Source organism: Pantoea sp. PNT03 (assembly GCF_014852515.1).
Taxonomy (GTDB): domain Bacteria; phylum Pseudomonadota; class Gammaproteobacteria; order Enterobacterales; family Enterobacteriaceae; genus Pantoea; species Pantoea leporis.
The window spans coordinates 60,625-85,028 of record NZ_JACVBT010000007.1 but is presented as its reverse complement, the minus strand read 5'-3'; the positions used below and the strand labels follow the sequence as shown (position 1 = coordinate 85,028).

The window sequence follows — 24,404 nt, the reverse complement described above, 5'->3', positions numbered from 1 at the left end:
AGGAAAATCAATGCCACTGAGCCTGTACCCATGAAGAAAAGCCCGCCAGAAGGCGGGCTGAAGATTATTTAATCGCGAGTTGGTAGTGAATCACATCGTAGGGCGCCACCCACGGCGGCAGCGGTTCGCGTTCGATGATATCTTTTGCCAGTGCCCAGCCTTCTACTGCGCCGCCGGCTCCCGTTAACGACATCCCTTCATACAACATGGGAGGCAGATTGTTATCAAACGGCACTTTGTCATCAGCAAAATCGTTAATCACTTTGCCGCCTAAGGTACTGACTTTCACGCTGACTTCCACTTGCTGGTCAGGAATAAGCTTAGCTTTGACTGTTTTTACGGCAAACCAACGCACACCATTTTGCGTCACTAAAGCTTTGCGCTGTTCTAAATGTTTGTTGAGGTGGTCATAGCCCTTCTCAATCAGCGATCCCATCTTTTTATTGATCGTCTCCTGCATCGCAGCATATCGCCGTGACATCTCTTCACTGTTCATTAGCGAAGTGCCAGTTTGTAACTGCGTGCTGAATCCCGCGATCAACTGATCAATGCTGATGGTGAGACCGGTATCTTTTACCATCTGTAGTTGAACGACCGCATTGCTGGCGATCGATTGCCCCAGCATATAGCCATCGCGCTCAGCATCGGTTTTGGGTTCTGCGGCTGCAACCACTGCTGCTGGCTGCTTTTTCGCAGCCTCCAGTTCAGCGGTGAGTTTCACTATGTTTTGCTGCTGCATCACTTTTACTTCATTCAGTGACGCGAGCTTTTTCTCACTCTCAGATTGTTGCTTTTGTAGTGCCTGCGACATTTTTTCACTTTCGACCCGCTGAGTTTTTAGCGCATCCTGATCGCGCTTAGCAGCAGCCTGCGCTGCGGTAAGTTGCTTACGTAGCGCGGTTGCATCCGTCGTTTGCTGCTGTGCGGCTTTGAGCTCTTGAGTTAGCCGGATGATATTTAGTGTTTGCTGCTGTTTTTCTTCATCCAGCGCCGCCCGTTTGTTATCGCTGTTCGCCTGCTGTTCTTTCAGCGCTTTTTCATGCTGTTCATTCTTTAGTTGCAGTGCGGCTTTCTGTTTTTCAAGCTCGCTTATTTGCGCACGGAGCTGGTGAAGCTGCTCCGGCGTTTTCGATTTTACGGCAGGTTTCTCAGCTAATTTTGGCGCTACCGGTTTTAGCTGAGGTTTTGGCTTTTGCACTGGAACAGGAGGCAACGTGCGGGCTGCATCGCCAAACGCTTGCAATACATCATCTTCAGCGGCCGCGCAGGCCAGAGCAGGGAAGAACAATGCGATGATAATAAAGACAAACGGCAGATGACGCTGTGTCATCACAATCTCCTGTAACAGCCTTAAGAACACAAAAGGCTTCATCTCTATTAATAAAATAGAGATGAAGCCCATCCTCAGCGCGAAATTTCGCGCTGCTACTTAGCGAATGCAGTTAAATAGTTATGGTTTAACCGGCCTGACGAATAATTAACTGTGACAGACGTGTCTTAATACGGAAGCACAATTCACGAGTCTGGAATTGATAACGCGGCATCACTAAGTCGTTAATATCCGCGCCAATCGAATCTTTAATTTGCAGATATTTATTGGTCTGGGCACCGATTTTCTGGAATTCGGCTTGATAGCTATCATATGACGCCTGGCTATACAGACGCATCGCGTCGAGCTCTTTACGGCACTGCTGAATGTTGCTGGAACGGTCGTCACTGAGTGAAGCCGTCGCGGGTTGCGCCGGCGCTGAAGCCACAAATGGCGTACCTTGCTGCTCTGGCGCGGTTTGCGCGGCGGATTGTTCGTCCGCAGTCGGCGGCGTTACTAAACTATGAACGGGTTGTTGTTTCGCGCAGCCAGTCAGTACCAACAGGCTTGCCACCGCGACACCAGTCATTTTTTTCATTATTGTCACCAGGAGTTGTTTGAGATGCTTTAAGCAAAAAATTATACGGTCTTCACCGGAAAGTTTCCTGCCAGAACCACCTGGCATTTCGCTCATGACCGCTTCGTTATCGGAAACTAACTTACTTAATCCGCGATGAAATTTCGAGTATCACGTCATTTCGTAGCAAATTACCGACAAGAAGTCTGATCGCAACCGGCTATAGCGGCGCATTGGCGCAAAACTTAAGCGGCAGCCAAAACGTCAGCAATTTTTATGCAGCGCGGCTATAATCGCGCCACACACGATGTTTTCACTCCCTTTGATCCAACCGCGGACCCCCTTTTTTTATGCTGAGTTATCGCCACAGTTTTCATGCCGGCAACCATGCCGACGTGCTGAAACACACCGTTGAAAGCCTGATCCTCACCGCCCTGATGGAGAAGGAAAAACCTTTCCTCTATCTGGATACCCACGCCGGTGCCGGACGTTACCTGCTGAGCGGAGAGCACGCCGAGCGTACCGGTGAATATCTGGAAGGCATCGGCCGCATCTGGCAGCAGCCGGATGTACCTGAGTTGCTCAAGCCGTATCTTTCGGCGGTGCGTAATCTCAATCCGCACGGCACCTTAAAGTACTATCCTGGTTCGCCGTTGATTGCCCGCTTCCTGCTGCGTGAAGAGGACAAAATGGAGCTGACCGAGCTGCACTCCAGCGATTACCCGCTGCTGCGCACCGAGTTCAGCAAAGATTCCCGCGCGCGCGTGGCGCGTGGTGATGGCTACCAACAGCTGAAAGCCAAGCTGCCGCCGCTGAGCCGTCGCGGCCTGATTCTGATCGATCCGCCATATGAGTTGAAAAGCGATTATCAGGATGTGGTGAAAGGCATTCAGGAAGGTCACAAGCGTTTCGCCACCGGCGTGTTTGCGCTGTGGTATCCGGTGGTGATGCGTCAGCAGATCAAACACATGGTTAAAGATCTGCAGGCCACCAATATCCGCAACATTCTGCAGATTGAACTGGCGGTGCGTCCAGACAGCGATCAGCGCGGCATGACGGCTTCCGGCATGATCGTGATTAACCCGCCGTGGAAGCTGAAAGCGCAGATGGAAGAGCTGCTGCCGTGGCTGCATCAGAAGCTGGTGCCAGCCGGAACCGGTCACTTCAGCGTCACGCAGATCGTGCCAGAATAAATTCGCCTTACCGCGTCGCCAGCCTATTAGGACTATTATCATGTGGATCATTCTGGCTGGCGCGCTTGCTATGCTGTCGCCCGCCAAACGTTTTTCGGTACTGCTGCTCACGCTCGCCACCATTCTTGGGCTGTTCCAGGATGTGCTGGATTGGCCGGCGATGGTGCTGCTCGGCGCCATTGCCGTCATCGCCTGGATTCGCGTGGAAAATAACGCGCGCTGGATTCAGTGGGTGAGTGAAGTCGCGCTGGTTGCCATTGCCATCGGCCTGTTTGTACACTTTTTCCCGGGCTTCAAAAATCCGCGCCAGGTGGAAGATGTGCAGGCCGGGCCGCTCAGCCTGCCCTTTAGTTTCTCGTACAACTTCGATAAAGCGCTGATTCCGTTTGTGCTGCTCATCTGCTTGCCGCAGCTGTTCCGCACCCAATCCGCGCCGCCGCGACTTAAAATTTTGTGGCTGGCGCTGCTGGCGGCGATTCCGCTGCTGCTGTATGTCGCGGTGCAGTTAGGTGGCCTGGCCGTTGAACCCCACTGGCCGGAATGGTTGGGCAGTTTTATGCTGGCGAACCTGTTCTTCGTGTCACTTGCAGAAGAAGCGTTCTTTCGTGGCTATCTGCAACAGCGTCTGCGCCAGCACATTGGTGCCGTGGCGGCCCTGTTGCTGACGTCGCTGCTGTTTGGTCTGGCGCATTTCCCTGGCGGACCGCTGCTGATGATCTTCGCCACGCTCGCCGGATTGATTTACGGCCTGGCGTGGCAGTGGAGCGGACGCCTGTGGGTCGCCACCGGCATCCATTTCCTGTTCAACATGACGCATCTGCTGTTCTTCACCTATCCGGCGCTACAGCACTAAACCTCGAACACCGCGAAATCATGTGCCAGCTCGGTCGCCGCAAACACCGACTGGCACTCCGCCAACAGTTTTTCCCGATCCTTAGACAAATAGCGCGAGCTGAAATGCGTGGCGATCATGCGCTTCGCCCTCGACTGTTTCGCCACTTCCGCAGCCTGAATGGTGGTTGAGTGGCCGCGTCCATTGGCTTTCTCCTGCAGCGCCGCCTCCAGCGTGGTTTCATGCACCATCACATCGGCATTCGCCGCCAGCTGGAGCGCCACGTCGGTGGGCGCGGTATCGCCAAATATCGCCAGCACTTTGCCTTTGGTTGCCGGGCCAAGATAATCCGCGCCGTTGATCTCGCGACCATCTTCCAGCTGGATGCGCTTACCCGCTTTCAAATCCTGATACCACGGCCCGCGCGGTACGCCTTCGGCTTTCAGGCGTGCCGCATCAAGGAAGCCCGCTTTATCGTGCTGCTCAATGCGATAGCCATAACACTCAATCACATGATTCATCGGCCAGGCCGTCACGCGCACTTCGCCGTCATCCAGCACCAAACCGGCTTCAATCTCGATAATCTCCAGCGGATAAGAGGTGTACGAGCCACTCAAACTGAGCGCCATCTCGATAAACTGGCGAATACCTTTCGGCCCGTAAATGGTCATCGGTTCGGGGATGCCGGCCATGGAGCGGCTGGTGAGCAAACCCGGCAGCCCAAAGATGTGGTCGCCGTGCAGATGGGTGATAAAGATTTTCTCCAGCTTGCCCGGCTTTAGCGCAGAGCGCATGTATTGATGCTGCGTCGCCTCGCCGCAGTCAAACAGCCAGGTGTCGCCACGTTTCGATAGCGTCAGCGCTATCGCCGTGACGTTACGTTGCAGGCTGGGCGCACCGCCGCCGGTGCCGAGGAATGTCAGTTGCATGCTATGCTTCCCTGTAATCGGACATAAAAATCAATGCTATTACAATCATAGGTGCAATCTTTGCGTCAATAATCATCCTGGCGTTAAACTCTATGCCAATTTTCTTCCAACAGACGGACATAACGGATGACCAGACATTTTGACTACCTCGCCATCGGCGGCGGCAGCGGCGGTATCGCCTCGATTAACCGTGCTGCGATGCATGGCCAGAAGTGCGCGCTGATTGAAGCCAAAGAGCTGGGCGGCACCTGTGTCAACGTCGGCTGCGTACCGAAAAAGGTTATGTGGCATGCGGCGCAAATCGCTGAAGCTATTCATCTTTATGGGCCAGATTATGGCTTTGATACCACGGTAAACCGGTTTGACTGGTCAATTCTGGTGAAAAACCGCAGCGCCTACATCGACCGCATTCACAGCTCGTACGACAACGTGCTAGGTAAAAACAAGGTTGAGGTGATCAAAGGTTTCGCGCGCTTTATCGATGCCAACACCGTGGAAGTGAACGGTGAAACACTCACTGCCGATCATATTCTGATCGCCACCGGCGGGCGTCCAAGCCATCCAAAGGTGCCGGGCGCGGAATACGGTATCGATTCTGACGGTTTCTTCGAACTCGATGCGCTGCCAAAACGCGTGGCGGTCGTGGGCGCGGGTTACATCGCGGTGGAACTGGCGGGCGTGGTCAATGCGCTGGGTGCGGAAACGCATCTCTTCGTGCGTAAGCATGCGCCACTGCGCAGCTTCGATCCGCTGATCGTCGATACGCTGGTAGAAGTGATGCAGGCCGAAGGCCCAACGCTGCACACCGAATCGATTCCAAAAGCCGTGATTAAAAACGCCGACGGCAGCCTGACGCTGCAGCTGGATAACGGCCACGAGCAAACCGTGGATTGCCTGGTGTGGGCGATTGGCCGTGAGCCGGCGACCGACAACCTCAACCTGGCAGCAACCGGCGTGGCGCTGAACGACAAAGGTTACATCAAGGTCGATAAGTTCCAGAACACCAACGTGAAAGGCATCTACGCGGTGGGCGACAACACCGGCGCGGTGGAACTGACGCCGGTGGCCGTGGCGGCAGGTCGTCGTCTCTCCGAGCGCCTGTTCAACAACAAACCGGACGAGCATCTGGATTACAGCAACGTGCCGACCGTGGTGTTCAGCCATCCGCCGATTGGCACCGTGGGCCTGACCGAACCGCAGGCGCGCGAACAGTACGGCGACGATCAGGTGAAAGTGTATAAATCTTCTTTCACCGCGATGTATACCGCCGTTACCCAGCATCGCCAGCCGTGCCGTATGAAGCTGGTGTGCGTTGGCCCGGAAGAGAAGATTGTAGGCATTCACGGTATCGGTAACGGTATGGATGAGATGCTGCAAGGCTTCGCGGTGGCGCTGAAAATGGGCGCAACCAAGCAAGACTTCGATAACACCGTAGCGATTCACCCAACAGCGGCGGAAGAGTTTGTGACGATGCGTTAATATTTCCCGCCGGAATTGAAAAACCAGCCGTTTAATATGGCTGGTTTTTTTATGGCTGCAATTTATATACCTTTTCTTCACTACTCAATAATCCACGCACAGGATAAGATTTATTTCTTTGCTGCAGGGTGAGCATTAATGCGCACCGCAAACTTCATGGCATTGCCAGCTTATTTATTTTTACGGGGAGAACGGTGTGAGCAAAGGTCGGAATCGGGCATGAATATTATTGATATCATTATGTCCGCAGGCAAAGCCTCGGTAGACGTGGCGCTCTACACATTGATTCCGATTATGGTGGTGATGTTATTCATCATGAAATATCTGGAGGTCAAAGGCGTACTGGATTTTGTTGTACGTCATGCCACACCGTTATTAAAACCTTTCGGTATTACCGGTCTGGCATTTTTTGCCATGATTCAACTTAATTTCGTCAGCTTCGCGGCACCGCTGGCGGCGCTGGCCATCATGGAAAAGCGCGGTACGTCCGATCGTCATATGGCGGCCACGCTGGCGATGCTGTTTGCGATGGGCCAGGCCAGCACCTTTTATCCCCTGATTCCGGCGGGATTACACTGGAGCACAGCGCTAATTATTTCGATCTGCGGCGGTGTATTAGCGGCGGCGGCAACCTATCACCTGTTTGGCCGCAAACTTTCCGATGCGGCGCTATTAAATGAAGATGAGGCCGTTACCAATAGCGAAAATAAAATGGGGCTGATTGGCATCATTAATAGCGCCGGATCCGATGCGATTCGTCTGGCGCTGGGTTCGCTGCCGATGCTGATTATTTCATTATCGGTGGTTGGCATGTTGAAAGAAGCGGGCGGGATTGAAATGCTGACGCGTCTGGTGTCGCCACTGCTGGATAAGCTGAATATTTCCGAAGTCTATATTCTTCCGGCGCTGACCAAATGTCTGGCGGGCGGCACCGCCTATTACGGCGTGGTGGCGGGATTGGTGGAGAAAGGATTATACAGTGCGCACAACATCAACGCCTCGGCAGGATTACTGATTCAGACCTTTGACCTGCCCGGCATCGGGATTTACCTTGGCCTGTCGAGCCGATTCCCGCGCCTGTTCCGCTTTGCCGTGCCTGGCATTCTGCTCGGTATTGCGCTGCGTGCGACGGTGCACGCCATTCTATTCTGATGATGGCTCAAAAGCGTTGATGATGGATAGCCGCCAAACCCGCTGCTTTGTGATTATATAGAACTAAAACACAGTAAAAATCTATATACATTGCAGATATAGAAAAGAATATCTATAATATCTAAATCCAGTGAGGAGTGTTTGTAACAAGTGAGGTAAGGGAATGCCAGAGCTACATTGGCGCAAAGCTGCTCTGAAGCAGATGCGAGCCATTGCAGACGCTAACGAAAGGAAGAAGCTGAATGAGCAAGTGAATGAGTTAAAAAAGTTTCCGCTTGTTCCGCCCAATCTGGATGTTAAGTCTTTGAAAAATGGTCAGGCTGACTATCGGCTTAGATGGGGAAATTATCGTGTTTTGTTCGACTATAACAAAGGCGAGGAACCGAAAATCATCGCTATTCAGCAGGTAATGAGACGTACCAGCGGAACATATAAATAATCAAGGTAGAGATTTGCTGCCTTAATTCACAGATTCTCAACTCGTTTTCAAAAAACTGATAACGCTGAATACTGGAACATACATCCTATGATCGAATTCATCACTGACAGTGCTGGCAACCGCAAAGCGGCAATTGTTCCCATTGAGCTGTTCGAAAAACTGACTCAACATGCTGATTTCGCTGAACTATGGCAATCAATCCCTTACGAATCCGGTATTAATGATGACGCCTTGATTCCAGGTGACGTCGTAGACATCGCCCTTAATAAGGGTGTCACCCTTCATGCCGCATGGCGTATTTATCGTAAGCTGACTCAAAAGCAGGTTGCTGAAGCGCTTGGCATCACGCAAGCGTCTGTCTCCGCGATGGAAAAAAGCGAAAAACCGCGTGATTTTAATCTCGCCAAGCTCGCTGAGCTTTATGAGTGCATGCCAGAACAACTTACCGATGATTAAACAAAAAGCCGGTCTTCCCGGCTTTTTTGTGCCACGCGTTCTGCATGGCACTCGCGTGATTTTTACATTATACGATTACACATCCGCGCCGAATGCCACATCCCGTTGCCCGCGCAGCTCCGCCAGCCGCCCTTCCAGCGCCGCTTCGATGTTCTGATACGCCGTACTGCCAAGCGCTAAACGCAGCGGCATGCTGGCCTGATCCAGCGTGGCGATCATCGCCGTGACGCATTTCCCGGCATCGCCAGCAATGGTGAAATCGCCTGAAAGAATTGCCTGGCGCAGCTGGCCTGCAGCGTTTTCACGATAAATTTCTAGCGCATCTGCCACGTCCAGCCCGGCGCCAAAATGGGTTGCGGTGGGGCCCGGCTCGACTAGCAGGAAATCGATACCGAAACTGGCGACTTCCTGGCGTACCGCCTCGACAAATCCTTCAATCCCCCATTTCGTGGCGTGATACAGGCTGAAATTGGGATAAGCGACCTGGCCGCCTTCCGAGGAAACCTGTGCGATGCGCCCGCCGCCTTGCTGGCGCAGGAACGGGATCACCGCGCGAATCAGCTGGATTGAGCCGGTAAGATTGGTGGCGATCTGCCGATCAATCTGCGCATCGCTCAACTCTTCAGCTGCGCCGAACAGGCCGTAAGCGGCATTGCTCACCACCACATCAATGCGATCGATGGCGGCAAAGGCGCGTTTAATGGTGGGCGCGATGCTGGCGGTGTGCGCCAGATCGAGCGTGATAACCTGCAGCCGTTCGCCATAGGTTTGCTGCAGATCGGCCATCGCCTGTTCACGCCGCACCGTCGCTACTACGCGATCGCCGCGTGCCAGTAAACGTTCACTCATCAATCGGCCCAGCCCGCTGCTGGCGCCGGTAATCAACCAGGTTTTCATCTTGTGCTCCTCATATTGAAAACCTGATGGTAGATCGCTTTACTGGTGGAGATAATCCACCTAATCGCGCATGACCCGGTGAGGAAAAGCCACCAATGAAACGTCCTTCCTGGCACGAACTGCAGGCCATTAAAACGCTGGGCGAGCAGCGCAGCTTTCGTCGTGCCGCTGAAATGCTCGGCCTCAAGCGCTCGTCACTCAGCCATCTGGTGAAAACGCTGGAGCACAATCTGGGCGTACAGCTGTTTCAACGCACCACACGTAGCGTGTCGCTCACCGATGCCGGGCAGCAACTGCTGGATCGACTGTCGCCGCTGCTGAACCAGATGGATGATGTGCTGCACGACATCTCCGCCAGCCGCCATCAGCATTACGGCACGCTGCGTATCAGCGCCAGCGATGCCGCGATCGCTTTGCTGCTGGAGCACGTGGTGGCGGACTTTAGCGCGCGCTATCCCGATATCCAGCTCGATTTTGCCGCGCAAGGTGCGTTGGTGGATATCACCGCCGCCGGTTTTGATGCCGGCATTCGGCTGATTGAGGATGTGCCACAGGATATGGTGGCCGTTCCGCTTGGCGGCCCGCTGACGTTTGTCACCGTCGCCGCGCCCGCTTATCTGGCGAGAAACGCGGCGGTTAATCATCCGTGCGATCTGCTACAGCAACAGTGCATTCGCCAGCGCTTACCGAGCGGAAAACGTTATCAGTGGGAATATGTGCAGGCGGAAGAAAAGCAGGAGATTGACGTGCCAGGCACGCTGACTTTGGACAGCAACGCGCTGATGGCGCAGGCCGCTCTCGCCGGTTTAGGCATTGCTTATGTGCCGTCGCTGTATGTCGAGAAGGAGATGCGCAGCGGCCAGTTGGTGGAGCTGCTGGCCGATTGGCGGGTGCAATCGGCGGGGATTGCGCTGTGGTTCCCGCCCAACCGGCATCAATCCATGGCGCTGCGGCTGTTTATCGATGCGCTGAAAGTCGGCCTGCCACGTCATGCGTGAGGCGAGCAGCACGGCTTTTGTCTCAAAACCTGTAGCAATGGCGTTGATCACCTCATGCCTGGCGGCGTAACCTGTCGCCACAAAACCTAAAAAATACACCATCGCAAAATGATCGTACGTCCTCACCAACACTGGTTTCTCCGGCTATTTGACTGGCATGGATCGGTGCTCAGCAACATCGTGTTCCGCCTGTCACTTAACCTGCTGATGTCGCTGATCGCCATTTTTGGCTATCCGTGGTACTCCACTTTCGGCATTCACCTCACCACCGCGCCTTTTAGCCTGGTCGGGGTGTCGATCGCCATCTTCCTCGGCTTTCGCAATAACGCCAGCTATGCGCGCTTTCTCGAAGCCCGCACCCTGTGGGGCAGCCTGCATATCACCCAGCGCTCGCTGCTGCGGCAGATCAAAAGCATGCGTGGCGTGAGCGAAGAACAGGTGCGGGAATTTACCGGCTTGCTGCTGGCGTTCTGCTGGTGCCTGAAACATCGCCTGCGTAAAACCGATGTGCAGGCCGATTTACAGCGTTTGCTGCCGGCTAACTGGCACAGCGCGGTGTTGCATCATCCGATGCCGACGTCGCAGATTTTAGTGTGTTTGAGTGAATGGCTGGCGCTACGCCGCGATGAAGGGTTGGTGTCGGATATTGTCTGGCAAAGCATTGATGAGAATCTGAATCAGCTATCAGCGATTCTGGGCGGTTGCGATCGCATTGCCAGCACACCGATTCCGTTCGCCTACAGCCTGATTCTGCATCGCACCGTTTATCTGTTCTGCACGCTGCTGCCGTTTGCGCTGGTGGCGGATTTGCACCTGATGACGCCGCTGGTGTCGATGTTTATCTCCTACACCTTTTTATCGCTGGAAGCGCTGGCGGAGGAGCTGGAACATCCGTTTGGCACCGCACCGAATCATCTGCCGCTCGATGCGCTGTGCGTCACTATCGAACGCAATTTGAAAGCGATGAATGGCGATATGCCGTTACCGGAACCACTGCAGCCGGATGCGCATTTCAATTTGACGTAATCAACTCTGATTATCCAACCAACGCACATACGCCTGATCCCACAATGCGGCAGGCGTGCCCGCTTTGCCGAGACCAAAACCGTGACCGCCGCTGCTGAGCTCAATCAGCTCAACCGGCACGCGCATGCGGCGGCAGGTATCGCGCATCAGTTCAGTATTATGAGGATTGGAGGTGCGATCGTCCTCGGCCTGCGCGAGGAACGTCGGGGGATATTGACGTGTGACGTAATTTTGCACTGACCAGTTGGCTTCCTGGCTTGGCGTGGCGTTTTTTCCCACCATCATCAGATGCGTGTTGGTGTGCTGATACGGCGCTTCAAGGGTGATCACCGGATAAATCAGGCCAACGCTATCCACCTTCGGCCTGATCTGGTCAAGCGGATCCTGCGCCGGATAGGATTCGAAATCCGGACGCGCTGCCGCCATGCCAAGCAGATGGCCACCGGCAGAAAAGCCCAGCACATGCACTTTGCGCTCCATCGAACGCACCAGACGAATGGCGCGCTGCGCGTCCTGCAGCGGTGCCAGATTGCCCGCCTGCCACTTCTCACCCGGCAAACGGTAGCTGAGCACATACACGGTATAACCGTTGGCATTAAGCCAGCGCGCTACCGGCCAGGCTTCGCGGCCCATGCCGATAAAACGATAGCCGCCGCCCGCCGCCACAATCACCGCTTCGCCGTTGGGATTTTCCGGGCGGAAACGCTGAATCGCGGGTGAAACGATATTGGTCCAGGAGCCGTGCGAATTCACTTTAAGCAAGCCGGAAGGACCGCCGCCGCCCGGCGGATCGTCGGGCCACAACGGAATGACGTCATCGCGGGCAAACAGCTTGCCCGCGGTCATCGAGAGAACGGTTGCTCCAGTAGCCAACAAAAAGTGACGACGTGTAATCATCTTGCCCAGTGCCAGTATGCAAAAAATGCCAGCTTCAACAGCTGAATCTCATTATGTGACGCGTGTCTGATTTCGACGTTGGCGATTATGTACGTAAATCGTACAAAAAAGCCATAAAAAAACGCGCCTAAAAAGGCGCGAGCTTTTTCGAATACCCTAAATAATTCGAGCTGCAGGAAGGCGGCGAGGGTGTGAATCCCCAGGAGCTTACAAAAGGGGTGAACACACGCAGCCAACGCACCTGCAGCTTGAAGTATGACGGGTATTAGTCCTGTTGCTGGAACTGGGTCATTACCGTTTGTTCGCACTGCTGCTGATCTTTACGCAGTTTGCCGCGCTCATCTTCGCCCAACTCCAGCCACGCGCTAATCACTTCCTGCGCGATTTCTTCATTAAATTCAGGCTGCTGCATGGCCGATGAAGACTGGCTGGCCGCGAGTTGCGACTTCAGCTTCTCGGTGTAACCATCCAAATCACTGGTCTTCTTTTCACTGCTCACCAGATGACACAGCTGGCTGGCATAAACATTCTCTTCCTGATTATTGTCACCGTCGGCAGCCAACGCACCGGCCGACAGCGACAGCCCAACGAGGGCGAGTAATAACGCTTTCATAATAGGCTCCAATAATTTCCAATAAATCATTTTTCGTTCTGTTCGGCGCGGGCGGCCTGACGGGCAGCACGCCAGTTTAACAATGGCGTGACCGTGATGCCGTGCAACACAATGCTGCACACCACTAACGTCAGCGCCATGTCCACCATCTGTTCCGCCTGCGGTCCACGCATGCCGTGCACCCATGCATAGGCAATATAATTGATACTGCCGATGCCGCGAATACCCAACCAGCCAATTAGCAAGCGTCGCATCAGCGGAATATCACAGCGCCACGTGGTGATCCACACCGCCAGCGGGCGCACCACCACAAACAGCAGCAGCGCCAGGCCAATGCCGGTGAGATTCCAGTGCTGCGCCAGCGTAATACCGAGCACCACCATCATGCCCGCCGCCAGCAAACGCTCGATAGTATCACCAAAGGAGAGCGCATCGCCGATCACCAAACCCACCGATTTCACCATGCCGCTGCTGCCCTGCGCCATCCGCTGACCGGTATTCACGCGCGCTTCAGCCGGTAAGAAACGCTCCTCTTCAGACATCTCATCTTGCGGATAGTGCTTCACCACGCGCAATTCCGCACGACGTAAACCGACGCCAGCCGCAAAGGTGGCGAGGAAGCCCGACGCATCCACCGACTGCGCTGCGGCATAGCTGAGCGCAATCAGCGCCAGCGCGAACAGATCGTTGGGTGCCAGATCCTGATTGGCGGTACGTAAATGCGTCGCCAGCTGGCCGATCAGCCAACCCAGCGCAAAGCCGATTCCCAGCCCGCCGCCAATCGCCCACAGCGCATCTTTGGCGAACCATTCACCGAGCGCAGCGGTGCTGAGTTCGCCCGGCTGCAACAGCAAAATCGCCAGCATCAGCAGCGGCAGCGCCGAGCCGTCGTTCATGCCCGCTTCGCTGGAGAGCGCCACGCGCAGGGCATCGTCGTCACGCGCATCGTTCACTGAAATCAGGCTGGCGAGCACCGGATCGGTCGGCGCGACAATGGCACCAAACGCCAGCGACATCGCCCAGTCAAAGCCGGTGATCCAGTGCACCAGCACCGTCATGCCGCCGACGGTGAGCAGCATCGCGGGAAACGCCAGCCTGACGCCAAGCCGCCACGCATGCGCGTTGAGCGGTAAGCGCAGTTTCAGCCCGGTGATAAACAGCGAGGCTGCCATCGCGATTTCGGTGAGATGTGCGGCGAGGTTGGCGTGACCGATGATGTCGACTTGCAGCAGATTGAGCATCCACGGGCCACATAGAATGCCCGCGAACAGGTAGAGACCAAATGAGGTCACTGGCCCGCGGTGTATCCAACCGGAAGCCAGTGACATAAGAAGTAAAAGACCGCCGGTGGCGGCGGTCCAGGCCAGGAAATTCATAACGCTCCGTTTTTAAATAACATTCTCCTTTAAGCCTGGCACATGTTAGGCGATCAGTTTTTCAGATGACGGCTTGCGAGGCGAATCATCAGGGCAAGCGCAGCGGCCAATGTTGAGAGTGCGACTACTCCGGTCCAGCCCCAATGTGCCAGCGCCAAGCTACCCAGCGCCGCGCCGGTCGCCATGCCGATGAAAACAACGGTAAACATCAAGGCGTTAAGGCGGCTGCGTGCTTCTGGCGCCAGGCTGTAAACCAGCGTCTGATGCGCCACCAGCGTGGCCTGCACCCCCAAATCAAAACCGATGGTGCTGATGATAATCAGACCAAGCTGAGCCGGCATCGGCAGCAGCGGCAGCAGGAACATCAGCGCGAACGACACCATTACCAGCGTGGCACCGTACTGCGTAACACGCGCCGGACCGATGCGATCCGCCACGCTGCCCGCTAACGGCGCGGCTAGAGCGCCTGCCGCACCCGCAAGGCCGAATGCGCCAGCGACCGCGCTATCCAGATGGAAGTTTTGACTCAGCATCAACGCCAGCGTTGACCAGAAGGCGCTAAAGCCCACCGACAACAAACCTTGTGCCAGCGCGGCGCGGCGCAGCGTTTGATGGTGCTGCCACAGATGCGCCAGCGACAGCAGCAAACGCGGATAGCTCACCGACGTGCCCGGCGTAAAGCGCGGAAGCACGCGCCACAGCGCCACGCTAATCAGCAACACCGCCGCCGCCGCAATCATGTACATGGTGCGCCAGCCGAAATACTCCGCCACCACGCCGCTTACCACGCGTGATAGCAAAATCCCCACCAGCAATCCCGTCATTACCGTGCCGACGATTTTGCCGCGGCTGCGCTCCGGCGCTAACGCCGCTGAAGCGGGCACGATGTCCTGCGCCACGGTGGCGGTTAAACCGGTGACGAAACTGGCAATCAGCAAGGCGTTCAATCCGCCCGAGAAGCCACACAGCAGCAGCGCGGCAACCAGCAGCAAACCTTTAATCAGGATAATGGTACGGCGATCGTGGCGGTCGCCAAGCGGAGCCAGCAGCAGAATCCCCAGCGCGTAACCGGCTTGCGTCAGCATTGGCACCATGCCGACGCTGCCAATCCCAACGTTGAATTGTTTGCTGATGATATCCAGCATCGGCTGGCTGTAGTAAATCGATGCGACGCTGAGTCCGGCACCGGCCGCGAGCGTAAAGACCAGCGGCGCGGGCAGTTTTTCAGCTGGCATGGCTGACGTTGATATAGCTGACATAGTGGATTCCCCCGTGAAAGTGCGCTTATTAAAGCGCGTTGCCGCCATACGCGGTAGACTGCTCAAACACAGAACTGTTATGCGTGGTGCGTATGAACAACCCATCCAGCCTTGATCGTATCGAACTGATGCAGACCTTTATCCGCATCGTCGAGAGCGGCTCGCTCTCCGCCGCCGCCGCCCAGCTCGGCACCACGCAGCCCACCATCAGCCGAAGGCTGCAGGCGCTTGAGCAGCGGCTCGGTCTCAAACTGATTATGCGCACCACGCATGCGCTGAAACTCACCGACGATGGCGAACGCTGTTATGCGCAGGCGCGTCAGCTGGTCGCGACCTGGCACGCGCTGGAGGATGACCTCACCGGTGCCAGCGACGACCCGATTGGCACCCTGCGCGTGCGGGCACCGCATGCGTTTGGTCAGGATCAGCTGATTGAACCGCTGATTGATTATCTGCATCGCTATCCACGCTTAAACGTGGAGTGGACGCTGAATGACCGCACGCCAGACTTCATCAGCGAAAACATCGACTGCGCCATTCAGGTCGGTGCGCCCAGCGATGCGTCCATCGTGGCGGTGCTGCTGGCGGAAGTGCCGCGCTTTGTGGTGGCGGCACCGTCGCTGCTGGCCGCGCACCCGCCGATTGAGGACGTCTCGCAGCTCACCAACCTGCCCTGGCTGGCGCTGACCAGTTTTTATCGCAACGAAATCGCCCTGCAGCGTATCAACGATGGCAAGCCGGTGAACCTGGCGATTGCCCCGCGCCTCGCCAGCGACAGTTTATACGCGGTGCGCAAAGCCGCCGTTGCCGGGATGGGCGCGGCTGTGGTGTCATCGTGGGTGGTGCAGGAGGATTTAGCTAAAGGGGATTTGATTCAGCTGTTGCCGGAGTGGCAAGCGCCGCCGCTGCCGGTGTGGCTGACTTATCCGTGGGCCAGCTACTATCCGGCGCGGTTACAGAAGTTTTTCGCCATGATTCGGGACGTGATGCCGAAGTTAGCCGGGACGCAGCCAGCGACGCGGTAGCGGTTTTCCCTCACCCTAACCCTCTCCCAACGGGAGAGGGAACCGATGGTAGCGCGGTCAGCCCCCTCGCCCGCTTAAGCCGATGGCGGCACGGTCAGCCCCTCGCCCGCTCAAGCCGATGGCGGCACGGTCAGCCCCCTCGCCCGCTTGCGGGAGAGGGCTGGGGTGAGGGACAGCGCGCACAAACTACATCTTCACTGCTTTCTTATCCCCCTTCGACATATTGTCCAGCCAGCCCATCACAAAGGCCGACAGCACAAACGTCAGGTGGATAATCACGTACCACATCAGCTTGTCGTTTTCGATGTTGCGCGCGTCCATAAAGATACGCAGCAGGTGAATCGACGAAATCGCCACAATCGAGGCCGCAACTTTGTTTTTCAACGAGCCGGAGTCCATTTTACCGAGCCAGCTCAGCTTCTCTCTGTGCTCATCAATATCCAGCTTGGAGACAAAGTTCTCGTAACCCGAAAGCATCACCATCACCAGCAAACCGCCGACCAGCGTCATATCCACCAGCGACAGCAGCAGCAGAATCAAATCGTTCTCCGCAATGCTGAAGACGTGCGGCAACAGGTGAAAAATTTCCTGGAAGAATTTGATGGTCAGCGCCAGCAGGCCCAACGAAAGTCCCATGTAAACCGGAGCCAGCAGCCAGCGCGATGAATACATCAGGTTTTCGATAAAACGTTCCATAAGTTCCCATTAATAAACAGACAAGTGGGCGAGTATAACCGAACTTATGTGAAGTTATTTCAGCCCTTCTTCAGAAATTTCAGGCGCGGCGGGCAGCGGCAATGACAAACGGAACACCGCGCCGCCTTCCGGCCGATTCTCCGCCCAGATGCGCCCGCGATGGGATTCGATAATGGTTTTACCGATCGCCAAACCCAAGCCGACGCCCGGCACCGCCGACTCTTTATCACCGCGCGCAAATTTGTCAAAAATACGCGTGAGGTTCTCCGCCGCGATGCCGGGACCGCTGTCCCACACCGCAATCTCCAGCCGATCGCGATCGCGCCACGCCCGAATACCGTGCTGCGCCGCGTTGCCCGCGTATTTCAGGCTGTTTTCGATCAGATTGGTAAACACCCGCTCCAGCATGGCGCTGTCGCCTTTGATCAGCACCATCTCGGGTAAATCGAGGATAAATTCATGGCCCTTCAGCGACGGGCCCATGCTGCTCAGCGCGCCGCCAATCACCTCATCCAGCGCCACCCACTCTTCGCGCAGATTGAGTCCACCGGATTGAATGCGCGCCATATCCAGCATGTTACTCACCAGCCGGATAGTACTCAGCGTCTGTTCACGAATCTGATTGGCCTGGCCGACATACTTCGACTCTTCGCTGGCGAGATCGAGCATCAGCATCTCCGCCTGACCAAACAGCACCGTCAGCGGCGTGCGCAGATCGTGCGACAGCGCTGACAGCAGCGCATTGCGCAGCTGCTCGCGCTCGGCGGCCAGCCGCGACGCCGCCTCACTGTGCGACAGCGCCATGCGTTCCAGCGCGTTAGCAATCAACACGGTGAAGGTTTCCAGTAAACGCTGCTGTTCGGGGATCATCAGCTGACGCAGGTTTTCCGGTTCCACCACCAGCAAGCCGCGACAGTGATTACCACTTTTCAGCGGCAAAATCTGGTACGGCACCGCGGGCAAGGTATCGGTGCCCGCGCCCGCCGGTTGGCCTTTGCTGTAACTCCATTTGGCGATAGCCAGATCCGGCGGCGTACCGATCGCGGTATCGCCCACGGTTTGCAGCTCGCCCTGCTCATCCGGCAGCAGCAGTAAACTGCGCGCCTGCAGGGTGACATCGATGATGCGCTGGCTGGTGGTGGCGATATCCTGCGGCGTCAAATCGCTGCCGAGCGCTTTCGCCATCTCATACAGATGCCGCGCGCGCTGTTCACGGTAGCGCGCCACTTTGGCCTGATAGCGCTCGCCCGCTGTCAGATTACCAACAATCACGCCCACCGCCAGCATCACCGCGAAGGTCACCAGATACTGCAAATCCGACACCGCCACGGTGCCGGTAGGCGCGACAAAGAACAGGTCGAAAGCGATGATGTTGATCACCGTGGCGAACACCGATGGCCAGCGGCCATAGCGCAGCGCCACCAGCACCACCGCCAGCAGATAAATCATCACGCTGTTGGCGGGATCAAACGCCACCAGCAGCCAGCGGCCGACGCCGGTGACCAAAATACACAGCAGCAGCGCCATCACACAGCCGCGCAGATAGAGCCGCCATTTTTCGTTGCTGGCGCGCTGGCCGCTGAGCGGATGCGGCGCATCGCGCACCGGTTCATCCAGTGCGACCACCAGCAAATCGAGATCCGGGCCGAGTTCGCCGAGGCGCTGGGCAAAGCTGTCGCGCCGCCAACGCCGTTGTGGCTGACGGCCGGTCACAATTTTGCCGAGGTTGTGCTCGCGCGCGTAACGCAGCACCGCGCGCGCTTCATCGGGATCGGAGAGCGTGGCGGTTTCAGCGCCAAGTTCCTGCGCCAGTTGCAGCGTGCGTAAAATGGCGCGACGGCGCGCTTCCGGTAGCCGATTGAGGCGCGGCGTTTCCACATACACCGCGTGCCATTCGCTGCCGAGCCGTGCCGCTAAACGCGCGGCGGTGCGCACCAGTTTTTCGCTGCCGGTATCGTCGCCGATGCACAGCAGAATGGCGTCACGCGTGTGCCACACTTTGTCGCGGCCTTGCCGATCGCGCCAGGCACGCATCTGGTCATCCACGCGATCGGCGGTACGACGCAACGCCAGCTCACGCAGCGCGAACAGATTACCTTTGCGGAAGAAGTTTTCGATGGCGCGTTCGGCGCGGTCGCCGACGTAGACTTTGCCCTCTTTCAGCCGCTGACGCAGATCGTCCGGCGGCAGATCCACCAGCACCACTTCGTCGGCGCTATCAAAGAAGGGATCGGGCACGGTTTCACGCACCTGAATGCCGGTGACGCCGCCGACCACATCATTCAGGCTTTCCAGATGCTGGACGTTAACGGTGGTGATGACGTCAATGCCCGCTTCGAGCAGCTCTTCAATGTCCTGCCAGCGCTTGGGATGACGCGAACCTTGCACGTTGGTGTGCGCCAGTTCATCCATCAGGATCACCGCCGGATGGCGCGCCAGCGCGGCATCGAGATCGAATTCGGCATGGCGCGAACGGCCGGTGGTTCGCCGTGGCAACAGCGCCAGCCCGTTGAGCAGCGCGGCGGTCTCTGCACGATCGTGGGTCTCTACCACGCCGGCTAACACGTCGAGACCTTGCGCCCGCAGGCGCTGCGCCTCCTGCAGCATGGCGAACGTTTTGCCCACGCCCGCACAGGCGCCAAAGTAGATTTTCAGCTTACCGCGATGGCTGTCGCTGTGGTTCAGCAGCAGCGCATCGGGATCGGGGCGGGCAATATCGTCGTTCATCGATCGTCCATCGTAAAAACAGCGTGATACATCACGCCGCTACGATTGCGTGCATATACCGTAGCGGCGCAATGCATTGCGCGAGGTGTTTATCCTTGTAAATCATCCAGCGCCAGATTCAGGCGCAGCACGTTTACCGTCTCTTCGCCAACAAACGGCAGCAGCGGGCGCTCGGTGTGGCGCACAATCAGCGCCTCGACATCTTTCAGCGCCATCTTGCGCGCGGCGGCGATGCGCGGTGCCTGCCACAACGCGGCTTCTGGCGAAATATCCGGATCTAATCCGCTCGCCGATGCGGTGACCAACTCCACCGGCACCGCTTTGGGCGCTTGCGGATTCGCCGCACGCAGCGCGGCGACGCGTTCCGCTACCGCTTTATCCAGCGCCGGATTACTGCCTGCCAGATTGCTGCCGCTGGAGGCCAACGCATTATAAGGCGCATCGCCGGTAGCGGAAGGTCGGCCCCAAAAGTGGCCCGGCTGATTAAACATTTGCCCAATCTGCTCGGAACCGCGTACCGCGCCATCCTGCTCAATCAGCGAACCGTTGGCCTGCGATGGGAACCACCACTGCGCCAGACCGGTGGTGAGCAGCGGATAGACCGCGCCGGTGAGCAGCGTAAGCACTATTAACAATACAATAGCCGGACGTAACTGACTCATTTCTCTTCTCCTTAAGCCAGACCAAGCAGCGTCAGCAGCAGGTCGATGGCTTTAATACCAATAAACGGCACTACTAATCCGCCCGCACCGTAAATCCACAGGTTGCGACGCAGCAGCGCCGCCGCGCTCAGCGGACGATAACTCACGCCTTTCAGCGCCAGCGGGATCAGGAACACAATCACCAGCGCGTTGAAAATTACCGCCGACAGAATCGCCGAGTTCGGCGAATGCAGCCCCATCACGTTGAGCATGTTGAGCTGCGGATAGGTGGCGGCAAACGCGGCCGGAATAATGGCGAAATACTTCGCCACGTCGTTGGCGATACTGAAGGTGGTGAGCGAGCCGCGCGTCATCAGCATCTGTTTGCCGATGTGCACCACTTCCAGCAGCTTGGTCGGATTCGAGTCGAGATCGACCATGTTGCCGGCCTCCTTCGCCGCCTGAGTTCCCGAGTTCATCGCCACCGCCACGTCGGCCTGCGCCAGCGCCGGTGCGTCATTGGTGCCGTCGCCGGTCATCGCCACTAAGCGCCCTTCGGCCTGATACTGACGAATCAGCGCCAGCTTGGCTTCCGGCGTCGCTTCAGACAGGAAGTCATCGACGCCGGCTTCCGCCGCAATCGCCGCCGCAGTTAACGGATTATCGCCGGTGATCATCACCGTCTTGATGCCCATCTTGCGCAGCTCGGCAAAGCGCTCTTTGATGCCGCCTTTGACGATATCTTTCAGCGCCACCACGCCCAGCACCTGCGCGCCTTCGGCCACCACCAGCGGCGTGCCGCCAGCGCGCGCCACTTCTTCGACGGCGGCATTCACTTCTAACGGGAAGCGGCCATGATTGGCTTCAATGTGGCGACGAACCGCATCGACCGCGCCTTTGCGGATCAGACGATCCTGCACGTTTACGCCGCTCATGCGCGTTTGCGCCGAGAAGGGAATGAAGCTCGCCCCCATGCTGCTCAAGTCACGCTCACGCAGGTTAAATTTCTGCTTCGCCAACACCACGATGCTGCGTCCTTCCGGCGTTTCATCGGCCAGCGATGCCAGCTGCGCCGCATCGGCCAGCTGCTGTTCGCTGACACCCGGCGCGGGCAGAAACTGCGTCGCCTGACGGTTGCCAAGCGTGATGGTGCCGGTTTTATCCAGCATCAGCACATCTACGTCGCCCGCCGCTTCCACCGCACGGCCGCTGGTGGCGATAACGTTCGCGCCCAGCATGCGGCTCATGCCCGCCACACCGATGGCCGACAGCAGGCCGCCGATGGTGGTCGGGATCAAACACACCAGCAGCGCCACCAGCACCGTGATGCTGACCGGCGTGCCGCCATACGCTGAGAACGGCCACAGCGTGGCGGTCGCCAGCAGGAACACAATTGTCAGCGACACCAGCAGAATGGTCAGCGCCACTTCGTTCGGCGTTTTACGGCGTTTCGCGCCTTCCACCATCGCAATCATGCGGTCAAGGAAGGTTTCGCCCGGATTGACGCTGCACTGAATCACCAGCCAGTCGGAAAGAATGCGCGTACCGCCGGTCACCGAGGAGAAATCCCCGCCCGATTCACGAATCACCGGCGCGGATTCACCGGTGATGGCGCTCTCATCCACCGATGCGCCGCCCTCCAGCACCTCGCCGTCGCACGGAATGATGTCACCGGCTTCCACCAGCACCACATCGCCTTTGCGCAGCGTATCGGCCGCCACGTTGTGCCAGGCTGCGCCGTAGCGCGCTTCGGCCAGTTTTTTCGCATCGCTGGTTTTACTGATGCCTTTCAGACTGTTGGCCTGCGCCTTGCTGCGCCCTTCCGCCAGCGCTTCAGCGAAGTTGGCGAACAGCACGGTGAACCACAACCAGATGGCGACGCCGGCGGTAAAGCCCGCGTTACCGCTGAGCGCGCCGCTGGCCATGCCCACCGCCAATACCGAGGTCAGCACGCTGCCGATCCACACCAAAAACATCACCGGGTTGCGGAACTGCACGCGTGGATCGAGTTTTTTCAGCGCATCCAGCATGGCAACGCGGGTCAGCGCCGCATCAAACAGCGCCAGTTGTTGACGACTCATGATTCCGTTATCCCTGAATTAATTGCAGATGTTCCGCGACCGGGCCCAATGCCAGCGCGGGGATGAACGTCAATGCGCCCACCAGCAAGACGGTGCCAATCAGCAGCGCGATAAACAGCGGGCCGTGCGTTGGCAGCGTGCCGTTGCCGACTGGCTGAATTTTCTTCGCCGCCAGCGAACCGGCAATCGCCAGCACCGGAATGATGATGCCGAAGCGGCCCACCAACATGCAGAAGCCCAGCAGCAGGTTCCAGAACGGCGTGTTAGCGCTCAGTCCGGCGAAGGCGCTGCCGTTGTTATTGGATGCAGAGGAAACCGCGTACAGCACTTCGCTGAAGCCATGAATACCAGGATTGGCCATACCGGCGCGACCGGCGTCGGTCATCATCGCCAGCGCGGTGCCGAGCAGCACCAGCGTTGGCGTCACCAGGATCGCCAGCGCTGTCATCTTCATCTCCCATACGTCGATTTTTTTGCCCATGTACTCTGGCGTGCGACCGATCATCAACCCGGCGATAAACACGCCGAGCAGCACGAACAGCAGCATGCCGTACAGGCCAGCACCGACGCCGCCGAACACCACTTCACCCAGCTGCATCAACCACATCGGCACCATGCCGCCGAGCGCGGTGAAGGAGTCATGCATGGCGTTAACCGCACCGCACGACGCCGCCGTGGTGATCACCGCAAACAAGCTGGAGTTGAGAATGCCGAAGCGCGTCTCCTTGCCTTCCATGTTGATGGCGCTGTCTGCGCCGAGCGCGAGGAAGTGCGGATTACCACGCAGTTCGGCCCACATCACGGTGATCACCGCCAGCACAAACATGATGGTCATCGCCCACAGCAGCATGTGGCCCTGACGACGATCGCCCAGATGCTGACCAAAGGTGAAACAGAGCGCCGCCGGGATCAGGAAGATGCTCAGCATCTGTACGAAGTTGGTTAGCGCCGTCGGGTTTTCGAACGGATGCGCCGAGTTAACGTTGAAGAAACCGCCGCCGTTGGTGCCGAGCATTTTGATCGCTTCCTGCGATGCCACCGGCCCGAGCGGCAGCGTCTGCTGCGCGCCTTCCAGCGTGGTGAGCGCATGGTACGGTTCGAAGGTTTGAATGCTGCCCTGGCTGACGAAGAACAGCGCGATAACCAGGCTGATTGGCAGCAACACGTAAAGGGTAATGCGCGTCAGGTCACGCCATGCGTTGCCGAGCGTATCCAGCGAACGGTTGGCAAAACCACGAATCAGCGCAAACGCCACGGCGATACCGGTCGCCGCCGACAGGAAGTTCTGCACCGTGAGGCCCGCCATCTGACTGAAATAGCTCAGCGTGCTTTCCCCGGCGTAGGATTGCCAGTTGGTGTTGGTGACGAAGCTGATAGCGGTATTGAGCGCCAGATCCCAGCTGAGATTAGGCAGATGCTGCGGGTTCAGCGGCAGCGCAGCCTGCGTCATCAACATCAGCAGCAGCAAGGCAAAACCCAGCGCGTTAAACAGCAGAATCGCCAGCAGATAGTGCGGCCAGCGCATGGCATCGCCGTCGGCACCGGCCAGTCGCCACAGCGCGCCTTCGGTGCGCGGCAGCAGCGGCTTGTCAGCGACAAACAGGGCGAGATAACGTCCCAGCGGTTGTGCCAGCACCATCAGTACCAGCAGAAACACCGCAATTAGCATAAATGCATTCGCCGCCATCAGAATGCCTCCGCATTAAGCAGGGCATAAATCAGGTAGCCCAGAAGAACAAACACCAGCACGATGCCGGCTATCACGCCCACGCTCACAGCAACCTCCAGAGGATTTTGGTAAT

At 57.3% G+C, this 24,404-nt stretch carries 23 protein-coding genes; 9 read left to right on the top strand and 14 right to left on the bottom strand.

The features are described 5' to 3' along the window. Positions 1-64: 64 nt before the first annotated feature. Together IB226_RS21430 and IB226_RS23300 are read right to left on the bottom strand one after the other, a co-directional pair. Positions 65-1,333, bottom strand: a complete 1,269-nt coding sequence (locus tag IB226_RS21430; protein ID WP_192236945.1) for a hypothetical protein — start codon at positions 1,331-1,333, stop codon at positions 65-67. A 124-nt stretch (positions 1,334-1,457) separates the two neighbouring features. Continuing rightward, positions 1,458-1,907, bottom strand: a complete 450-nt coding sequence (locus tag IB226_RS23300; protein WP_225608414.1) for a hypothetical protein — start codon at positions 1,905-1,907, stop codon at positions 1,458-1,460. Between the two features lie 329 nt (positions 1,908-2,236). Here IB226_RS23300 and IB226_RS21420 point away from each other — a divergent pair, with 329 nt between their 5' ends. Both IB226_RS21420 and IB226_RS21415 read left to right on the top strand, forming a co-directional pair. Continuing rightward, the gene (locus tag IB226_RS21420; RefSeq protein WP_101762727.1) at positions 2,237-3,079 is read left to right on the top strand and encodes a 23S rRNA (adenine(2030)-N(6))-methyltransferase RlmJ; all 843 of its coding nucleotides are present in this window, start codon (positions 2,237-2,239) and stop codon (positions 3,077-3,079) included. A 40-nt stretch (positions 3,080-3,119) separates the two neighbouring features. Then, positions 3,120-3,932, top strand: coding sequence for a CPBP family intramembrane glutamic endopeptidase (locus tag IB226_RS21415; protein WP_192236944.1), 813 nt, complete (start codon positions 3,120-3,122; stop codon positions 3,930-3,932). Here the strand turns inward: IB226_RS21415 and rnz are convergent. Further along, positions 3,929-4,840 carry a ribonuclease Z gene (rnz, locus tag IB226_RS21410; protein WP_192236943.1) on the bottom strand — a complete coding sequence of 304 codons (912 nt, stop codon included), beginning with the start codon at positions 4,838-4,840 and terminating at the stop codon, positions 3,929-3,931. The genes IB226_RS21415 and rnz overlap by 4 nt on opposite strands. 126 nt (positions 4,841-4,966) lie before the next feature. Here rnz and gorA point away from each other — a divergent pair, with 126 nt between their 5' ends. From gorA to IB226_RS21390, 4 genes are all read left to right on the top strand, one after another. Continuing rightward, positions 4,967-6,319, top strand: coding sequence for a glutathione-disulfide reductase (gene gorA / locus IB226_RS21405; RefSeq protein WP_192236942.1), 1,353 nt, complete (start codon positions 4,967-4,969; stop codon positions 6,317-6,319). A 219-nt stretch (positions 6,320-6,538) separates the two neighbouring features. Beyond that, positions 6,539-7,471, top strand: coding sequence for a nucleoside recognition domain-containing protein (locus tag IB226_RS21400; RefSeq protein ID WP_101762731.1), 933 nt, complete (start codon positions 6,539-6,541; stop codon positions 7,469-7,471). A 163-nt stretch (positions 7,472-7,634) separates the two neighbouring features. Next, entirely contained in the window at positions 7,635-7,910 is a 276-nt protein-coding gene (locus tag IB226_RS21395; protein WP_101762732.1) for a type II toxin-antitoxin system RelE/ParE family toxin, read from the top strand. Positions 7,911-7,997: 87 nt separating this feature from the next. Continuing rightward, positions 7,998-8,366 (top strand): helix-turn-helix domain-containing protein, encoded by a 369-nt coding sequence (locus IB226_RS21390; protein ID WP_192236941.1) that lies wholly within the window; start codon positions 7,998-8,000, stop codon positions 8,364-8,366. A gap of 75 nt (positions 8,367-8,441) precedes the next feature. Here the strand turns inward: IB226_RS21390 and IB226_RS21385 are convergent, their stop codons facing one another. Then, positions 8,442-9,263 carry an SDR family oxidoreductase gene (locus IB226_RS21385; RefSeq protein ID WP_192236940.1) on the bottom strand — a complete coding sequence of 274 codons (822 nt, stop codon included), beginning with the start codon at positions 9,261-9,263 and terminating at the stop codon, positions 8,442-8,444. Between the two features lie 95 nt (positions 9,264-9,358). On the opposite strand from IB226_RS21385, the gene IB226_RS21380 reads away from it, so the two are divergent. Together IB226_RS21380 and IB226_RS21375 are read left to right on the top strand one after the other, a co-directional pair. Beyond that, positions 9,359-10,261, top strand: a complete 903-nt coding sequence (locus IB226_RS21380) for a LysR family transcriptional regulator (RefSeq protein ID WP_192236939.1) — start codon at positions 9,359-9,361, stop codon at positions 10,259-10,261. A gap of 108 nt (positions 10,262-10,369) precedes the next feature. Then, a complete protein-coding gene (locus IB226_RS21375) occupies positions 10,370-11,287 on the top strand; it encodes a bestrophin family protein (RefSeq protein ID WP_110867671.1) in 918 nt (305 codons plus the stop codon). Here IB226_RS21375 and IB226_RS21370 read toward each other — a convergent pair whose 3' ends face one another. The 4 genes from IB226_RS21370 to IB226_RS21355 all read right to left on the bottom strand — a co-directional run bounded on the left by IB226_RS21370 (position 11,288) and on the right by IB226_RS21355 (position 15,432). Further along, positions 11,288-12,184 carry an alpha/beta hydrolase gene (locus tag IB226_RS21370; RefSeq protein WP_110867672.1) on the bottom strand — a complete coding sequence of 299 codons (897 nt, stop codon included), beginning with the start codon at positions 12,182-12,184 and terminating at the stop codon, positions 11,288-11,290. 265 nt (positions 12,185-12,449) lie between these two features. Further along, positions 12,450-12,797 carry a hypothetical protein gene (locus tag IB226_RS21365; protein ID WP_101762791.1) on the bottom strand — a complete coding sequence of 116 codons (348 nt, stop codon included), beginning with the start codon at positions 12,795-12,797 and terminating at the stop codon, positions 12,450-12,452. 26 nt (positions 12,798-12,823) lie between these two features. Next, the gene (locus tag IB226_RS21360) at positions 12,824-14,173 is read right to left on the bottom strand and encodes a sodium:proton antiporter (RefSeq protein ID WP_192236938.1); all 1,350 of its coding nucleotides are present in this window, start codon (positions 14,171-14,173) and stop codon (positions 12,824-12,826) included. A 53-nt stretch (positions 14,174-14,226) separates the two neighbouring features. After that, positions 14,227-15,432, bottom strand: a complete 1,206-nt coding sequence (locus IB226_RS21355) for an MFS transporter (protein WP_110867673.1) — start codon at positions 15,430-15,432, stop codon at positions 14,227-14,229. Positions 15,433-15,524: 92 nt separating this feature from the next. Here IB226_RS21355 and IB226_RS21350 point away from each other — a divergent pair, with 92 nt between their 5' ends. Next, positions 15,525-16,457 carry a LysR family transcriptional regulator gene (locus IB226_RS21350; RefSeq protein ID WP_192236937.1) on the top strand — a complete coding sequence of 311 codons (933 nt, stop codon included), beginning with the start codon at positions 15,525-15,527 and terminating at the stop codon, positions 16,455-16,457. 186 nt (positions 16,458-16,643) lie between these two features. On the opposite strand, the gene IB226_RS21345 is transcribed toward IB226_RS21350, so the two are convergent. The 6 genes from IB226_RS21345 to kdpF form a co-directional block, all read right to left on the bottom strand. Further along, positions 16,644-17,153, bottom strand: a complete 510-nt coding sequence (locus tag IB226_RS21345) for a TIGR00645 family protein (protein WP_101762740.1) — start codon at positions 17,151-17,153, stop codon at positions 16,644-16,646. A gap of 54 nt (positions 17,154-17,207) precedes the next feature. Continuing rightward, positions 17,208-19,880, bottom strand: coding sequence for a two-component system sensor histidine kinase KdpD (gene kdpD / locus IB226_RS21340; RefSeq protein WP_192236936.1), 2,673 nt, complete (start codon positions 19,878-19,880; stop codon positions 17,208-17,210). Between the two features lie 89 nt (positions 19,881-19,969). Then, entirely contained in the window at positions 19,970-20,542 is a 573-nt protein-coding gene (kdpC, locus tag IB226_RS21335; protein ID WP_192236935.1) for a potassium-transporting ATPase subunit KdpC, read from the bottom strand. An 11-nt stretch (positions 20,543-20,553) separates the two neighbouring features. Further along, positions 20,554-22,602, bottom strand: coding sequence for a potassium-transporting ATPase subunit KdpB (gene kdpB / locus IB226_RS21330; protein WP_137386708.1), 2,049 nt, complete (start codon positions 22,600-22,602; stop codon positions 20,554-20,556). Between the two features lie 7 nt (positions 22,603-22,609). After that, complete coding sequence (gene kdpA / locus IB226_RS21325; RefSeq protein WP_192236934.1) at positions 22,610-24,289, bottom strand: potassium-transporting ATPase subunit KdpA; 1,680 nt, start codon at positions 24,287-24,289, stop codon at positions 22,610-22,612. Further along, positions 24,289-24,378 carry a K(+)-transporting ATPase subunit F gene (kdpF, locus tag IB226_RS21320; RefSeq protein ID WP_081113208.1) on the bottom strand — a complete coding sequence of 30 codons (90 nt, stop codon included), beginning with the start codon at positions 24,376-24,378 and terminating at the stop codon, positions 24,289-24,291. Before kdpF ends, kdpA begins: the two co-directional genes overlap by 1 nt. Between the last annotated feature and the right edge of the window lie 26 nt (positions 24,379-24,404).

Bases quoted from the DNA above. Each gene is read 5' to 3' on its own strand.
- IB226_RS23300 (WP_225608414.1), bottom strand. From the start codon at position 1,907: ATGAAAAAAATGACTGGTGTCGCGGTGGCAAGCCTGTTGGTACTGACT.
- IB226_RS21420 (WP_101762727.1), top strand. From the start codon at position 2,237: ATGCTGAGTTATCGCCACAGTTTTCATGCCGGCAACCATGCCGACGTG.
- IB226_RS21415 (WP_192236944.1), top strand. From the start codon at position 3,120: ATGTGGATCATTCTGGCTGGCGCGCTTGCTATGCTGTCGCCCGCCAAA.
- rnz (WP_192236943.1), bottom strand. From the start codon at position 4,840: ATGCAACTGACATTCCTCGGCACCGGCGGCGGTGCGCCCAGCCTGCAA.
- gorA (WP_192236942.1), top strand. From the start codon at position 4,967: ATGACCAGACATTTTGACTACCTCGCCATCGGCGGCGGCAGCGGCGGT.
- IB226_RS21400 (WP_101762731.1), top strand. From the start codon at position 6,539: ATGAATATTATTGATATCATTATGTCCGCAGGCAAAGCCTCGGTAGAC.
- IB226_RS21395 (WP_101762732.1), top strand. From the start codon at position 7,635: ATGCCAGAGCTACATTGGCGCAAAGCTGCTCTGAAGCAGATGCGAGCC.
- IB226_RS21390 (WP_192236941.1), top strand. From the start codon at position 7,998: ATGATCGAATTCATCACTGACAGTGCTGGCAACCGCAAAGCGGCAATT.
- IB226_RS21385 (WP_192236940.1), bottom strand. From the start codon at position 9,263: ATGAAAACCTGGTTGATTACCGGCGCCAGCAGCGGGCTGGGCCGATTG.
- IB226_RS21380 (WP_192236939.1), top strand. From the start codon at position 9,359: ATGAAACGTCCTTCCTGGCACGAACTGCAGGCCATTAAAACGCTGGGC.
- IB226_RS21375 (WP_110867671.1), top strand. From the start codon at position 10,370: ATGATCGTACGTCCTCACCAACACTGGTTTCTCCGGCTATTTGACTGG.
- IB226_RS21370 (WP_110867672.1), bottom strand. From the start codon at position 12,184: ATGATTACACGTCGTCACTTTTTGTTGGCTACTGGAGCAACCGTTCTC.
- IB226_RS21365 (WP_101762791.1), bottom strand. From the start codon at position 12,797: ATGAAAGCGTTATTACTCGCCCTCGTTGGGCTGTCGCTGTCGGCCGGT.
- IB226_RS21360 (WP_192236938.1), bottom strand. From the start codon at position 14,173: ATGAATTTCCTGGCCTGGACCGCCGCCACCGGCGGTCTTTTACTTCTT.
- IB226_RS21355 (WP_110867673.1), bottom strand. From the start codon at position 15,432: ATGTCAGCTATATCAACGTCAGCCATGCCAGCTGAAAAACTGCCCGCG.
- IB226_RS21350 (WP_192236937.1), top strand. From the start codon at position 15,525: ATGAACAACCCATCCAGCCTTGATCGTATCGAACTGATGCAGACCTTT.
- IB226_RS21345 (WP_101762740.1), bottom strand. From the start codon at position 17,153: ATGGAACGTTTTATCGAAAACCTGATGTATTCATCGCGCTGGCTGCTG.
- kdpD (WP_192236936.1), bottom strand. From the start codon at position 19,880: ATGAACGACGATATTGCCCGCCCCGATCCCGATGCGCTGCTGCTGAAC.
- kdpC (WP_192236935.1), bottom strand. From the start codon at position 20,542: ATGAGTCAGTTACGTCCGGCTATTGTATTGTTAATAGTGCTTACGCTG.
- kdpB (WP_137386708.1), bottom strand. From the start codon at position 22,602: ATGAGTCGTCAACAACTGGCGCTGTTTGATGCGGCGCTGACCCGCGTT.
- kdpA (WP_192236934.1), bottom strand. From the start codon at position 24,289: ATGGCGGCGAATGCATTTATGCTAATTGCGGTGTTTCTGCTGGTACTG.